The organism is Vibrio sinaloensis, from assembly GCF_000808535.1.
Classification (GTDB): domain Bacteria; phylum Pseudomonadota; class Gammaproteobacteria; order Enterobacterales; family Vibrionaceae; genus Vibrio; species Vibrio sinaloensis_D.
Genome location: NZ_JWLV01000034.1, coordinates 341,843 through 356,205 on the forward strand (window position 1 = coordinate 341,843; position 14,363 = coordinate 356,205).

Here is a 14,363-nt window from a genome sequence, read left to right on the forward strand (position 1 = left end):
CCTAAAACCGCCCCTAAAATAATATGACGCTAATAACGACAGGTAAATACTGATTACATACACACGTCGCATAAATAGACAGGAGTTAGATGATGAGCAAATGGCCAATACGTTGGGATCTACTGTTCCGCTACAGAATGATAGAAGTCATCGCACTGTGGGAAGGACGGTTAACAACCAATCATCTGATTAAGAGCTTTGGTATTGGCAGACAGCAAGCATCGAAAGACATCAACACCTATCTAGCCGATATCGCTCCAGGAAACCTTGTTTATGATAAACAACTGAAAGGCTACAAGCCTAGTGATAGCTTTATCCCACAAGTAACAAAAGGTCATGCTGATGAATATTTGCACATTCTTTCAAGAAGTGAAGATATGACTATCACATTTAAAGAACTCGATATGGGGTTTGAGAATGTTTCAATGATCCGCCCTGTGACTCGCAATATATCACCACAAGTCTTGCGTCCTTTAGTTCAAGCTATTAGAGAGAAAAAACGTGTCGACATAAGCTACACATCCCTCAAAGACGGTATTGAAGTTGAACGGATTATCTCTCCACATACTCTCGTTTGCACACCTCTACGCTGGCATGTTCGGGCTTATTGTGAACATTCAAAAGGATATCGAGATTTTGTGCTTAGTCGAATACGCGGTATTCCAATGCTTGAGGCCAAAAGAGTAAAAGGAAGAGAGCATGACGTGTTGTGGAATACTCCCCTAACAGTTGATTTAATGCCTGACCCACGACTAACGGAAGCTCAAGCCAATGTCTTAGCCCATGATTACGGTATGGAAGAAGGCTCCCTAACAATACCAACCAATGCTGCGTTGGTTCGCTATGTTCTCGATGCCTATAATATCGATATTAATGTATTGGATTCGAATCCTAAAGGTCAGCAGATTATTGTGGCGAACTTTGAGGAACTAAAACAGTATTTGGTTTTCTGAAGGTTTTTTACTTTACGCTTCAATCAGCTGAAGTGTTGACTACAAAAAAACTACAGTGCTGCCGCAATGGCAGCACTGTGTCAAATAATCGCATATCTTGCATTAATTCTAGAAAACATTTGGTACCCGAACTCAATAGCATTTTTCTGATCCTTATAATAGTCATCTCGAATCCATCGAACCTTGAGACCCAAGTAATATGCCCAAGCAACCACTTTGTTAAATTCTCTCCGTTTACCGTTTTTTGCACAACTCTCAATATATTGATTGACCAACGCATAATGAGACTGGCCCACTGAGTATCTCGCACTTTCATAAGCAGATTTGTAAAATGGATAAGCTAAATCGTCTTGTTCGAGTCTGTAATACCATGTTGCATAACACCAATCAACAAGCCATCCCAAGTAAGGAGCTAAACCCATATCGCCTATCTTTGCCGCATAAATAGCTATGTCTTTTTTCGAGTTAATTCGCTTTTTAAGCTTGAACCCAGTTTCCATCATTTCAAAAAAATCATCCGGGGGCACATTTTTATTTGTCTCCTTTGTAGCTTGAATTTCCGAGAAAGTTACAAATGGAGTTATTTTATTGCACGATGCCCTTATCCATTCATTCGTACTAAGTTGTGGACCATATTGTCTATGCATTGACTTTAGTTCGGCAATACCACTCCTGACCCATGAAGCTCGACAACGCCAAAAAGAGTCCGTCTCATTTTTCCACACCCAATCTTTACTATCTGGATCAGTGACATTTTCATCAATAATCTGCTGTTGCACGTTCTTGACGAAATAACTTAGCTCTTCTCTAAGGCGACGATCTTGCCCATAAAAGTGTCTTGATAGAGTTTTTGAAAATTCAATGCCGTACGCGTTATTAATCCGCCCGAAAGCCGATGTTGATAACCGTGCAATCATCAAGACCAGGAGATATGACTCTCGTTCCACCTTCGAAACATGTATACCAGACACTAACCTGTGCACCTCTATAGATTGCTCTAGGTTTGTGATCAGACTTGATAAACTGGGTAACGCTTTACTAGATGTCCAACGTTGTGCGTTTTCTAAATTTTGCTTCCGTCTATGAGAATGAAGCTTGGGAGGTAACTTTGCCTCCTCAGCAAAAGATAAGCTTGGGTCATGGAATTTCGTTTGAGATAAACCAAATCTTTGGTAAATCCAATTCCATGCTTTAGTGAGAGAGCTCTCATTTGAACTTGGCAGCCACCAAGCCCCACTTGGTAAGTTCAGGCTTAAAGAAGATACGTTGTAAAAATGACTATTTCGATGGAATGAATATACAAAAATATCTATAAATCTGGCTTTAATGAGCCATCTAATCGTGCCTTTTTTACTTAGATACGTTCCCTCTGTTGTTTGAACTCGTCGATACTCTCCAACCAGTTCCTCAAAACAGAGCATTATGGTATCGATGACTTTGGGCTCAGTAAGATATAGCTTTAAATACTCTCGCACTAACTCAAAAATAGCTTTGAGATTACCATTTAGATCACCTTCTTCTCTAGCCAACCTGGATAACATTTTCTGCTGGCTTTTCCTGTTACTACCGCTCTCATCCTCTAGGCCACCAACAATTATCCCGGAACAGTCAAGTATAGCTTTAACTACCTCACCTATAGAGGGGAAGCTTGGTTTCATTATTCATTCCTCATTCGTAATGGGCCATGTTACTGACCCATAGAGCATTACTTTTTGCTTGGTGCAACACCGCGATTACCACCTGATTTATTCCCTGTTGTTGACGGCCAGTTTCCTCCTGGACCAGGGTGGCTTGATGGACCGCGACTACCTTTGCTTTTTGTCATAATGTATCTCCTTTGATTAGAACTGCACAATTGCAGTACATCTCAAAGACTATCCTCTAGGACATAATTCAAATACCTGCTTTTTAGCGACGTGTTCTTCAAGTAACAATATTATCTGGCGGTAAGGAGCCAATTAACGCCCCATCAAGCACTCCTCCATCCACTCATCTACCTCACCTTCCACCCAAGCCACGGCCCTATCACCTAAACTGATGGATTTTGGAAACTCACCATCATTCATTTTGCGGTAAATCGCTGAACGGCTTAATGCTGTTTTTTCCATTACTTCTTTTAGTTTTAGAAATCTCATGGGACGTCCTCCTATAGCTGTGGTCCTCATGGGATAAGCAGGTTCGGTAAAAAAAAGTGGCATCGGCGTAGAGTACGTATAATCAAAAATTCTTCAGGTATATGTCATCTCTGTGAATCCATTCCATGACTGATACAGGAAGCCTGAATATGTCCCATTTTCCCCGTTACGGTAGTTTGTTACCTCAAAAAGAATATGAGCACCAAGTGCTCGAAGAAGCCGCTGAAATACTCAAAGATCGTTATGTTCGTGGTGATGCTTTTTCAAGTCCCACGGCAACCTCAGATTACTTACGCTTTAAATTGGCAGGGTATGAACATGAAGTTTTCGCGGTCATGTTCTTAGACAATCAGCACCGCTTGATTGAGTTCAAAGAGCTGTTTCGTGGCACGGTTGATTCCGCAAGTGTTTATCCTCGCGAAGTAGTAAAAGAAGCGCTGCACGTTAACGCCGCTGCGGTGATCTTCGCCCATAACCATCCTTCCGGCGATCCTGAACCATCACAATCGGACAAACGGATCACTGAACGTTTAAAAGAAGCGCTCTCGCTGGTGGACATTCGAGTGCTTGACCATTTCGTTGTGGGAGACAGTTGCATCTCATTTGCTGAGAGGGGGTTGCTATGATCATTGATGATTACAGAGGTATCCGGTTGCCAATCAGTTTCTGTGAGACGATAGATAACCTATTGACACGTTTCGAGGTTCCTGATGATGCAAAGCGCCTAGTATTCAACTTTAGAGATCCGACATACTATCAATCTAGAGTGGGACTACATCCTGTCGAAATACAATTAAGCAGAGATAAAGATCTAGCACCTTGGTCCTTGGCGTTTATCGCCAGTTTTTCTTATCAAAGCGATAATGCCCAATCCCTTGATGTCGAGCTGTACTTTCACTTACGTAACCATTGGTGCTATCAGCCCGATGCTGGCACTGTTGATCTCTCACAGCCTGCTGTTTTAGATCTTTTCAACACCTGGTGCACAGCACTAGAACGACACATAAATCGCCGAACATTCAGCGATATCCAGTTAAGCCAAATCAGTTAGACCCTTTTCTGTTCACTTTAATCTTACCTTTGTAGGAGGCATCACCATGTCTGATATTTTGTTTAATGCTTCAAGCTTGCCTGTTTCAAAATCACTCCATTCCCTTCTGAGTAAAAGTCTTATCGAGAATCTCGCTGAAGAGGAGCATATTGCCACCAGCACTTATCTCGTATTTAACTTTCGTGATAGTTCCTACAGTGCTGAAGCGGGCGGTTTTCATCCTGTTGAAATTGCTATTGCTCAATCAAGTGATGGGCGATGGAATATTGAGTACGCGACAGATTTTGCGTACGTGGGTAGTGCTTATCCTGAGCTGGAACGTTGTCTCGACTTCGACTTTCGAGATCAGTCGTTTTATGCTCAGTACAGTGGGTGGGCGCCAATGAAAGGAAATATCTCAGCCATCGAGCTTTATCAGTTATGGGAAAGTAACTTTCTTACTTACGCCGATATGGAGGTGTATGACCAGGTTTCTGTTACACCGCAATGAACTTCCCTGAGTTACTTTGCCAATAGCAACAACGCATTAACACCGTGGATTGATGTGCTCACTGAACACGTTAGATTGAAGGTAAAACCCAGTGTTTGGCCGTGATAAAAAGACAAAATAAAATGCCGATATAGTGTGCCATTTGAGGCTCTATATCGGCATATTTTATTACAAACGCTCGCTTTTGAGAGAGCGACAAACCCTTGTACCACAAGGGCTGAGCACCATCTAAGGACCGAGCACAGGCAAACTGGACTTACAACTTGCTAAGCGCTTGTTTTGCCATGTTATACGCTTCGTTCAACGCTTGATGCGTACTTGGGGTTGCTCTGATTACCTCGACGTATTTCTCGGCTCTTATCGCATCTACCTGTTGCCATAGGTCGCGATTTGCCACTGGTTTTTTGTCTGACTTACGCCAACCTTTTTTCTTCCAGGTATCAATCCATTCGTTAAACCCACGAACACAAAAATCACTGCTGGTATAGATGACATCGCCATCACGCGCATATTGCATGCACTCCACCAGCGCAATTAGCTCTAGCTCAGTATTACTGGTGTATCCCTGCATCGGTAAACATTGCTGGTCCATTAACTCACCAGCTTTGTCGTACACCACCAAACCAATTCCACCATCGACACTGGACGCCGTGACTGCAATATACAAAGCGCATGATTCATTTTTCATTGTTTGTTCCTTTTCTATTTTGACAACGCAACGTGCTTGTCTCTCATCAGATAAGGATGTGATGTGAAAAATGAAGTACGCTCGCATCACTGTGCCCTGAACCATAAGGACACGTTATGACCACCTTTTCTCCGCTACGCGAGAAGATATTAAAGGCCCTACTGAAAGCCGCCCTCGCAGGCTATCACCATCTCAGTGCCCACTTTCAAAAGGTCAAAGCTGAAATGACAGAACTCAGTGACCACGATTTATTTGAAGAAACAAAGCATCACCCCGCGCTGCATTTACGTTGCCTATTGGCAAGCTTTGAGCTCATGCAGCGCGGATATTATCTGAGTGATATTCGAGATGTGCGGAATGATTAACAATGGCTTTAAATAATAGGGCAGTCTCCTGCCCTACTTTTACTTAATTGAGCAACCAAAATTTCTGTTTCCAGTACCAAATTGTTTGGTGCGTACTTTGGCAAAGTAACTGAGACGACGAAATAGCTCGTCAAGAACAGAAGAAAACCTAAGGCTGTTTACATCGATGTGGTATACACAATTGTCAGGAAAGTGCACTAAACGACCGCCATCATCAAGATCAGTATCTAATGCTCGACACCATGCCGTTTTAATTTTGTGGGATAGGTTGTTTCGGTTAGAGAATGACCCCAGGCTGTTATATACATCCTTGTTAAACAGCAGAACAAGGTGATAGTGATGATGTAACGCTTTATCTTTTTCCTTCACCCATACATATCTTAATCGACATTTCCGTTTCGGTTTCCCTGCTCTTTCTTTCCTTCTTAAATCAGCCTGTATTTGCGCATCCAGCGAAGCAATGAAGTTTTTCATCAAATTTGATTCTTCCATCACCATTAAAAGCGGTAATCGCAAATCGACTCTGACCGCCATCGTTCTAGGATGATCATCCAAAGCTAAATCCAGCGTGTCATAAATCCTTTGCAGATAATCAACGAGCAGTCCTTCTTTCTGTTTCAAAACAGGTAGGCCATTGAACTCATCATTGTGCGTGATTTTCTTTTTTAGTGTTTTCATTTTCTATACCTTTTGGTTAGTTAGGTATAGAAAGGTGGATGGTTGTTAAAAATAATTTCACCCCACCATGGAGGTATATTAACCATAACCGCAACTCCCAATCTCAACTTTGAATAAGGAAAGACTTGTTCCTTATCAACCTCGAAACTGGACCTGGCAAAACACTTCAGATGAGCGTAGTTGTGTAAGCTACCGGCCAATCAGTTCAAAACTGATAACTCTGAAGTTATCTAACTCCCCCTCAACAGGCGAGGTCGTGCCATAAACCTAGGTATAGTCGTAAATAAAACACTTTGAACTAGCTCTATATACAATCAAAAAACACTGTAAAACAATCAGAAAACAGCTTATAAATCATCCAACAATTACACAAAAATACTACTAAGTAATCACTATGCCAAGATTTGATAGACCGCTAGAAAAAGTAATGTGCTTTGAGTTCCTTGAGCAATATGACGAATATCAACTTGCGGGAATTTCCCAACATCTAAATCACAAGCAAAGCGCTGACTTTAATTTTCAATCAAGCCCAAAATTAACGTCGGAAAGGTATAAATCAGAAATAGTCGGGTACTTCAAGAATGCATCGGACATGCTAGGCGGGTTACACAATACACCAGAGTCAAAAGTCAGAACAATTGCCTATGATGTACTTTCATTGAGCGATATGCGGTTTTCAACCACAAAAGACACTCGACTTATAATCTACATATTTACAAAAATTGTGACAAATAACCTCATTCAACATTTACCAGAAACACCACCAAGCACGGTCACCGACATTAATTCGATGCTGAATTACCTCATCAATGCTTTCATCTCATCACAAATACAAGTCGAGAAAAAAAGAGAGTTAATCAATAGTATAATTGACGAGTACTACAGCTCATCAGAAGTGTTTAAATTTAACTGGCTAGACGATAAAAATGATGACCAGGTGGCGTGGGTAATTGACTATTTTCCCAAAATATCCGCAGTAAAGAGCATCGTTGCTCAATTGCCAAACGTAATGAACATCAATGAAAGTCACACTAAAGTCGTTCCAGCTATTTTTCATTCACTAGGTATTAGCGACGCTGAAAAAAAACTGATCATGATGAACTTCAAAAGAGCATGGTCGCAGAAGAAATATAGAGAAAAAACCACAAGGGAAAACAAGAAAACCTTGAATATCGTTGTTGACGAAACGGTATCAATTCAGCTTCATCAGCTTTCCAAACAATTTGACATGCCCATCAACCAGGTAATCACTCTGATGACCAATCAGTTTGCTAGTAAATCTGAAGAATTACTGAGAAGCATTGAAGAAGATAAAAAAAACAAAGCCACACAATTCTCTAAGCTTCTATAGCATGCTTGGAGAGCTATAAAGCTCTCCAATATTTAATTTTACCTGTTTAGCACTCTCTGGCGGACCCACTCTTGCACCTCACTCTCTACCCAAGCAACAGCACGTCCACCAAGCGGAACTTGCGCGGGAAACTGGTTTGCTTCGATAAAGCGGTACATACAAGAACGTGATAAGCCAGTCATGCCAAGCACTTCATTTAGACGGATCAAACGGATAGTTGATTTAGGCATACATACCTCTTCTGCTTGTGAATACCACATAGATAACATATGCCTGTAAAAATTTTGAACGATAGCAAGTGGCCGTATATTACGGCCATAAATCAGATAACCTGGCTTAAATGACGTGAACCTGTAACGCTGTAACTTCCATAACTCGATTTGTCGATATGCTCACTCCACCAGCTCATTAACCTACGTCGTGAATCTAAGTAATCTGTACGGTTGTATGCTTTACGTATTTGATTCTTATCTGTATGAGCAAGCGCAGCCTCAATGACATCAGGCTCAAAACCCTGTTCATTAAGAGTTGTACTGGCCAAAGCTCGAAGGCCGTGAGCTGTCGTCCTATCTTTAAACCCCATCCGCCCTAGTGCTTTGTTGGCTGTTTCAGAATCAGTTGGGACCTTAGGATTACGACTCGATGGAAATATAAACTCTCGATGTCCGCTAATTGGCTTGATAGCTTCAAGAATTGCCAGTGTTTGCGTCGTAAGTGGAACTACATGTTCACGGTTCATTTTCATGCGCTCTTTCGGGATAATCCATAGCTGGTTTGCCATATCTATTTCTTCCCAGCGAGCGCCTGACGCTTCATTAGGGCGAACCATGGTATGAAGCTGCCATTCAATCAAAAAGCGCGTCACGTGCTGAATATTGGCTGTTGCTACCGTACGAATAAGCTCATGTATCTCATGAGGCTGCAGCGCTTTCATGTGCACTACTTTGTGCTTCTTGAACACATCACGGATACCAGATAATGGGTTAGAATGAATCACTCCGCTGTTTACAGCATAATTCATGATCTCATTCATTAATTGCGCAGTACGTTTAACCGTTTCAAGTAGACCCTGTGACTCAGTTGGTCGTAAAGCAGCGATAGCAATTGGCGCCGTGATCTTACTTACTGGAATAGTGCCAAGCTTTGGAAAAGCGTAGAGTTCGAGCTTGCGCCAGTTCCCATTGAGAGTCTTCTCTTTTATTTGCCCTTCTTTCGTAGCCTTCCACTGCTCAGCAACAAACTTGAACGTCGCATTTTGCTCAGTGATCGCTTTGGCTTTCTGTTCTGCTTTCGCCAGCTGAGGATCGATGCCATCAGCAAGCAACTTCCTTGCTTCGAGAGCTTTCTCTCGCGCTTCTGCCAAAGACATGTCTGGATAGGTACCAAAGGAAAGATAAGTGATTTTGTCCTGGCCAGGTCGTTTATAACGAAACTGCCAAGAACGTGAATTGCTTGTACGCACACAGAAGTAGAGATTGCCGCCATCAGATAAGCGGTAGAGCTTATCTTTGGGCTTTGCCGTTTGGACTTGCCTAGCCGTGAGATTATTCGCCATTTTGATCCCTCAAGTAATACCTGAACAAAGCTCAATTTTCGAAAAATCTAGGTATTACTTTTGGTCGATAACTGCTTAACTTACATCAAGTTAAAGATCGAACTGATAGAGAAAATGACAATAAAGTAATACCTGATTTAGTGCTCAAAAGTAATACTAGCATCAAGTAGGAATACTGGGTATTACTTTAGGTATTACTCTAGACAAGCGCTTTTACGACACTTTATGGAACGCTACGAAACCGTAACTCATTGATTTTAATAATCTTTAGATAAGAAAAAAGACGCCCTGAGACGTCTTTAAACTTGAATGTGGCGGTGAGTGAGAGATTCGAACTCTCGATACGTTGCCGTATACACACTTTCCAGGCGTGCTCCTTCAGCCACTCGGACAACTCACCGAATCAAATTGTGGTTAGCATCATTGGCTAACGAGGCGCTAATTTAATGATTCTATTGGGTTAGGTCAAGCCTAAAGAGGAAAAAAAGCGCCTTAACGTGATTGTTTGGTCACTAACTGTCTAAATCGTTGATGATTCGAACACATCAGGCTTCTTGATAGTAGCCAGGCACTCGGAACCACTTGCGGCACATATCCAAGAAGTAGCCATATAGGACACCCATACCACAAGAAACAACCGCATTAGAGGTAACCGCTGTGATGATTTGATCGGTAGAAGCGCCAACGGTAAACAGAATCACTGCGTACACTGGTGATTGGAACAAAACGTACGCCACTAGATCAGAGACATTCTTCATTACACCCGTGTCAGAGAACCTTGCGCCTTGTCGAAGAATGTAATCTCTAAACAAACCATAAGGCCAAGCGATAGCAATATTGACGGGGATCGACAAAGTTCGTGATGCCAGTGACTGCTCAAATGTCATGCCAGAGATCAAAATCTCAATCAACATGCCAGAAACAAAACAGAACACGACCATAGCGAAAGTATCTGCAGCAGCATTGCGAATACAGAAAGGACCTCTTGACTTCATCTACCTACCCAAATAAAAAACCAACAAAAACGACAATAATTAAAACAATCAACCACCAAATGAATATATAGGTAGTTAATAGCGCTATTAGAACACCATTTTTGTAGTTTTTGGTTTTGAATTTAATTAATTTAGGTAAATAAATAACCAGATTTGGTAATAAACTTGGTTTGAATCACTAAAACTATTAGAAACGCTCAAAACCAAGTCAATCTATGAAAGTTAGTTACAAAAATCAGTAATTTGCACTGTCAGTATGTCCAAATCTTCTTGAGAAGGGCTTTCTTCCCTCACAAGGCTTTCTTCAATACGCATCAAACAAGCACGCAAAAATGCATCATCTGACTCGCCGATGATCTGTTTGATCTGATTAAACTCCATCAACGCAGCGCTGAATTCCTTATTCTCTATTGCCATGAAACACTTGAGCAATACCCCTTCTACGCCCTCACCTTCAGCCTCGTTTTGCGACTTAAGCAAGCTTGGTTTGTACTGGTACAGCTTATCTGCGTATGCGAACAGAGCGTCATCGAGATCCGTTTCATCGACAGGCTTAGAGACAATGTAGTCAACGCCTACACCCAACATACGTTCTCTGGTCTCTTTAAAGACATCCGCTGTACAACCGAAGATTAAGATGTTGGCTTTGCTGTCGTGTAGACCTCGGATAGCCGTTGTGGATTCAACACCGTCCATAACGGGCATATGATTGTCCATTAAGACGAGATCATATTCCCCTGTTGCCACCGCATGCACCGCCAGCTCACCATTTTCCACACAATCACAAACAAAACCTTTGCTGGACATAAAGGTGGTCAGAATGATGGCGTTGGTTCGGTTATCCTCAACAATCAATGCTCTCAACCCGTTGTAGCTCAGTTTTTTATGTTCAGTCACTGTGGTTAACGCTGGCTCACAAGACTCCATTTTGAGTTGAACTTCAAAGCAAGAGCCGATGCCGACCTCGCTGGTAAGGTGAATATCGCCATCCATCAGTTCACACAATTGTTTAACGATAGCAAGACCAAGCCCTGTCCCCCCGAATCTCCGCGTTGTGGATGACTCTGCTTGCTCAAACGGCTTAAAGATTTTTTCTTGCGACTCTTTGGCTATGCCAATCCCAGTATCTCTCACTCGGATATGTAGATAGTCGACACCATTTGCACGCTTTTCGGTGAAGTAAACTTCAACATATCCTCTTGAAGTAAACTTGACCGCGTTGGTCAGCAAGTTGAACAAGATTTGTCGTAGACGAGCTTTATCCGAACGATACCAACGACCTTGAGGCACCTCAGAGATCACTTTAAATTGCAGACCTTTTTCAGAACACAACGTGAAATAAACGCTGTTGATACTGCCTATGATCGATTCAAGTGGGAATGGCTGGTGCTCCAACTCAAGATGCCCTTGCTCAATTTTAGAGAAATCCAAGATCTCATTGAGTAAGGTCATCATGTGATCGCCGGATTCATACAGTGTTTTGAGATGCTTGCGCTGCTCTTCGGTCAAATCCGTTTTTAACAGAATTTGCGCGGTACCCAAGACACCGTTCATAGGAGTGCGAATTTCATGCGATAGCGTGGCTAGAAAGGCACTTTTGGCTTTGGTCGATGCCTGCGCTTTTACCTTCTCAGCTTCTAGAAAAACGGTTTTTTGATTAAATTTGTCAATGAGGTGTCTGATTTCATCATTGCTGTCATAAGTAATATCAATGATCCCACCGCGTTTTGAGTCATCGACTTTCTTAGCAATCAACACGATGGGCGCGATAAGAAAGCGATTGATAAGAAGATAGCCAAGCATGACACACGCCAGCATGATGGGAACAAGTCCCAGCTCGACCTTTCTGACTACATCGTAAACTTGTTCAGCAACCAGACGCTTCGCATTAACTACATCCACACTCCAGTTGAAGTCTCCAAAGGTGTGCTGGCTAATGTATATATCGTCCACCAGTTGGAAGTTATGCTCGGTAATTACGTACCCATAGGAGTCTTTTAGTATTACACCCAACTCATATTCTTCTGCGTGCTTCCTGACAAACGAAACTAAGTTTTCGAGGGATAAATCGACCGTTGCGACGCCAGCAAACACACCATCAATATAGTATGGCGATGATGCGGTGATCATTTGCACCTGGGTAAAAGGATCAATATAGACCTGAGACCAGACCGTGGTACCTACTGGTTTATTGACCACCGAGGTATACCACGCTTCGTTGTCGTAACCACCCGACTCAGGGTTATCCCATGAATAAACACGATCGACGACGCCATCACCAGCTCGATTGAAGAAGATGCTTTTGTATGCCATGTCTTTATCGATAGAACGAGGCACTGGCCAAAGCCCGCCGCTGACGGTCAAACCATCCGTCAGGGAAAAGAGTTTGAAAAGTAGCTCGGCTTGATGCGATTGCGTTTCATGGTTGCTGCCGATGGTGACGACTGCCTGAAGAATCCCTAGAGAGCTGTTGATTGGCTCTCGAATTTGAGCAGAAATCAGCTCGGTTCTAAGATCGAGATTGCGTTCCAACTGCATTCGAGTCGGTGGCTCAACCACCCGATAGCTGATGGTACCAATTAAGGTCACCACGACAGCAAGATAAAATGCTAAAGCGTAAATGCTTTTCCGTTTGAGCGAATAACTTCTTTCCATAACCAACTGAAATTTTGTCGTTTACCAAAAATTATAGTGAATAATTGAACCCTTCAACCTTTTTATCGGATAGTGAGCCTGTTACCATGGCGCAATCACTACTCAATCACATTTATGGTATTTACCTTGAGCTTACAAAACCTTCTTGCTCTTCCTGAGCTTCAAGACAAGCTAATCAATCAAGCTAAAACTCATGGCTTTGTCACGGCGATGGCCACGGCGCCAAACATTCTTCCTCCTGAAGAGTGGCTCCCGTTTTTATGGGGAGGCGAAGAAGTAGCGCCATTTTCTGATGGTGAGCAATTTGAAACCTATGTTGAATTGATTGTCGCGCTTTGGAATGAATACCGCCCTGCACTTCTCAGTAACGAGTGGCAATGGCCGCAAGAGTGCGCATTAGATGAGGAAGAAATCGTCAATGAAGCGACGCGTGATTTCTGTGAAGGCTTTCTCCAAGGTTGGCAGTTAGCGCGAGATGATTGGGAAACCGTCATGCCAGAAGATAGCGAGGACAGTGCACTGCTCGGTGGCGTATTGCTTTCACTGAGTATGCTCTACGACCCAGAGACATCGATTGCCACTCTCGCAGAGCAAGGAATGGAGGGTTTAGAGCAGTTCGAAGAGATCTTTAATTCTGTTCCTATGATGTTATGCGGCTTAACCATGCGTGGTGCAGCGCTGACCGAAGAAGCTTAACCGCTTTTTAGCCGCCACACTGTTGGCGGCTTTTTCAACTCTAACTATTCCGACCGAATAACAAACGCGCTGTTATATTCCTCAAACGACACCAATATCACCATTTTATAAAACAATCATTACAATCCCTTAATTTCTTTGTTAGTATCCGCGCCGTTTTTGGTTAACTAATTGTAATGATGCAAATAACAGGGATTTCGCTGAGAAAACGTAGAGTGATGGCGTTATACGTCATTACCGCTTTGCTATTTCAGCTCTATTTGCTCGCCACACTGTCGCTTAACCCGTCACAAGTCCACAACAATAACTGGCTAGCGCAAGCGCAGGGAGAGAGAGTCTTACTCTGTACCGCTGAAGGCTTTAAATGGGTAGACATCAACGAACTGATCGAAGATAACAACAGTACAACGCTCGATAGCAACGAGATACATGATCCGCTCAAGTTCAGTTGTCCGCTATTGGACGTATGTCAGTTGGTGATTCTCATCGCCGCATTAGTGTTGGTGGCTTTGACTCAGTGGCTCTGTCGTACCAAAGCTAACTCTAACCCTCCTTTGCTGATGCTCTGTCAACAAAGGCTCTACCTTTCGCTCGCACCTAAACAATCACCACCACAAGCTTTCCTTGCTTAATCAGCCTTATAGGCAACCATCAATCCATTTTCGAACAACGCAGATCTAATACAACAACCCTGTGTCGTTCCGTGCGCGTCCGCTAACTATCAGGATGCGACACCCAAAATTAAAACAAA

Annotated in this window: 16 protein-coding genes and 1 tRNA gene; 8 read left to right on the forward strand and 9 right to left on the reverse strand. The window is 42.7% G+C overall.

Going from position 1 to position 14,363, the window contains the following annotated elements:
* Positions 1-92 precede the first annotated feature (92 nt).
* Positions 93-953, forward strand: a complete 861-nt coding sequence (locus RJ47_RS16140; RefSeq protein WP_039485179.1) for a helix-turn-helix transcriptional regulator — start codon at positions 93-95, stop codon at positions 951-953.
* An 80-nt stretch (positions 954-1,033) separates the two neighbouring features.
* Here the strand turns inward: RJ47_RS16140 and RJ47_RS16145 are convergent, their stop codons facing one another.
* Both RJ47_RS16145 and RJ47_RS16150 read right to left on the reverse strand, forming a co-directional pair.
* Complete coding sequence (locus RJ47_RS16145) at positions 1,034-2,611, reverse strand: hypothetical protein (RefSeq protein WP_039485182.1); 1,578 nt, start codon at positions 2,609-2,611, stop codon at positions 1,034-1,036.
* A gap of 300 nt (positions 2,612-2,911) precedes the next feature.
* The gene (locus tag RJ47_RS16150; protein ID WP_029834119.1) at positions 2,912-3,088 is read right to left on the reverse strand and encodes an AlpA family transcriptional regulator; all 177 of its coding nucleotides are present in this window, start codon (positions 3,086-3,088) and stop codon (positions 2,912-2,914) included.
* A 149-nt stretch (positions 3,089-3,237) separates the two neighbouring features.
* Here RJ47_RS16150 and radC point away from each other — a divergent pair, with 149 nt between their 5' ends.
* The 3 genes from radC to RJ47_RS16165 are packed head-to-tail and all read left to right on the forward strand — an operon-like array spanning position 3,238 to position 4,629.
* A complete protein-coding gene (gene radC / locus RJ47_RS16155) occupies positions 3,238-3,714 on the forward strand; it encodes a RadC family protein (RefSeq protein WP_039485187.1) in 477 nt (158 codons plus the stop codon).
* Positions 3,711-4,139, forward strand: a complete 429-nt coding sequence (locus RJ47_RS16160; RefSeq protein ID WP_039485189.1) for a DUF2787 family protein — start codon at positions 3,711-3,713, stop codon at positions 4,137-4,139. Before radC ends, RJ47_RS16160 begins: the two co-directional genes overlap by 4 nt.
* A gap of 46 nt (positions 4,140-4,185) precedes the next feature.
* Positions 4,186-4,629: a DUF2787 domain-containing protein gene (locus tag RJ47_RS16165; protein ID WP_039485191.1), complete on the forward strand. Its 444-nt coding sequence runs from the start codon at positions 4,186-4,188 to the stop codon at positions 4,627-4,629.
* Between the two features lie 256 nt (positions 4,630-4,885).
* Here the strand turns inward: RJ47_RS16165 and RJ47_RS16170 are convergent, their stop codons facing one another.
* Positions 4,886-5,404, reverse strand: coding sequence for a ribonuclease HI (locus tag RJ47_RS16170; RefSeq protein ID WP_072036332.1), 519 nt, complete (start codon positions 5,402-5,404; stop codon positions 4,886-4,888).
* A 29-nt stretch (positions 5,405-5,433) separates the two neighbouring features.
* Here RJ47_RS16170 and RJ47_RS16175 point away from each other — a divergent pair, with 29 nt between their 5' ends.
* On the forward strand, positions 5,434-5,682 hold the full coding sequence (locus RJ47_RS16175; RefSeq protein WP_039485195.1) for a hypothetical protein: 249 nt from the start codon (positions 5,434-5,436) through the stop codon (positions 5,680-5,682).
* Between the two features lie 39 nt (positions 5,683-5,721).
* On the opposite strand, the gene RJ47_RS16180 is transcribed toward RJ47_RS16175, so the two are convergent.
* Positions 5,722-6,360: an inovirus Gp2 family protein gene (locus RJ47_RS16180; RefSeq protein WP_039485196.1), complete on the reverse strand. Its 639-nt coding sequence runs from the start codon at positions 6,358-6,360 to the stop codon at positions 5,722-5,724.
* 394 nt (positions 6,361-6,754) lie between these two features.
* Here RJ47_RS16180 and RJ47_RS16185 point away from each other — a divergent pair, with 394 nt between their 5' ends.
* Complete coding sequence (locus tag RJ47_RS16185) at positions 6,755-7,711, forward strand: hypothetical protein (RefSeq protein WP_039485197.1); 957 nt, start codon at positions 6,755-6,757, stop codon at positions 7,709-7,711.
* Positions 7,712-7,749: 38 nt separating this feature from the next.
* On the opposite strand, the gene RJ47_RS16190 is transcribed toward RJ47_RS16185, so the two are convergent.
* The 5 genes from RJ47_RS16190 to RJ47_RS16210 all read right to left on the reverse strand — a co-directional run bounded on the left by RJ47_RS16190 (position 7,750) and on the right by RJ47_RS16210 (position 12,916).
* Entirely contained in the window at positions 7,750-7,941 is a 192-nt protein-coding gene (locus tag RJ47_RS16190; protein WP_039485205.1) for a helix-turn-helix transcriptional regulator, read from the reverse strand.
* Between the two features lie 92 nt (positions 7,942-8,033).
* Entirely contained in the window at positions 8,034-9,266 is a 1,233-nt protein-coding gene (locus RJ47_RS16195; RefSeq protein WP_039485206.1) for a tyrosine-type recombinase/integrase, read from the reverse strand.
* A gap of 312 nt (positions 9,267-9,578) precedes the next feature.
* Positions 9,579-9,666: transfer RNA gene (locus RJ47_RS16200), tRNA-Ser, on the reverse strand.
* A gap of 145 nt (positions 9,667-9,811) precedes the next feature.
* Entirely contained in the window at positions 9,812-10,261 is a 450-nt protein-coding gene (locus RJ47_RS16205) for an L-alanine exporter AlaE (protein WP_039485208.1), read from the reverse strand.
* A gap of 222 nt (positions 10,262-10,483) precedes the next feature.
* Positions 10,484-12,916: a hybrid sensor histidine kinase/response regulator gene (locus RJ47_RS16210; RefSeq protein WP_039485210.1), complete on the reverse strand. Its 2,433-nt coding sequence runs from the start codon at positions 12,914-12,916 to the stop codon at positions 10,484-10,486.
* Between the two features lie 126 nt (positions 12,917-13,042).
* On the opposite strand from RJ47_RS16210, the gene RJ47_RS16215 reads away from it, so the two are divergent.
* Both RJ47_RS16215 and RJ47_RS16220 read left to right on the forward strand, forming a co-directional pair.
* A complete protein-coding gene (locus RJ47_RS16215; RefSeq protein WP_038189609.1) occupies positions 13,043-13,612 on the forward strand; it encodes a UPF0149 family protein in 570 nt (189 codons plus the stop codon).
* A gap of 179 nt (positions 13,613-13,791) precedes the next feature.
* On the forward strand, positions 13,792-14,244 hold the full coding sequence (locus RJ47_RS16220; protein ID WP_038189612.1) for a hypothetical protein: 453 nt from the start codon (positions 13,792-13,794) through the stop codon (positions 14,242-14,244).
* Positions 14,245-14,363: the final 119 nt, after the last annotated feature.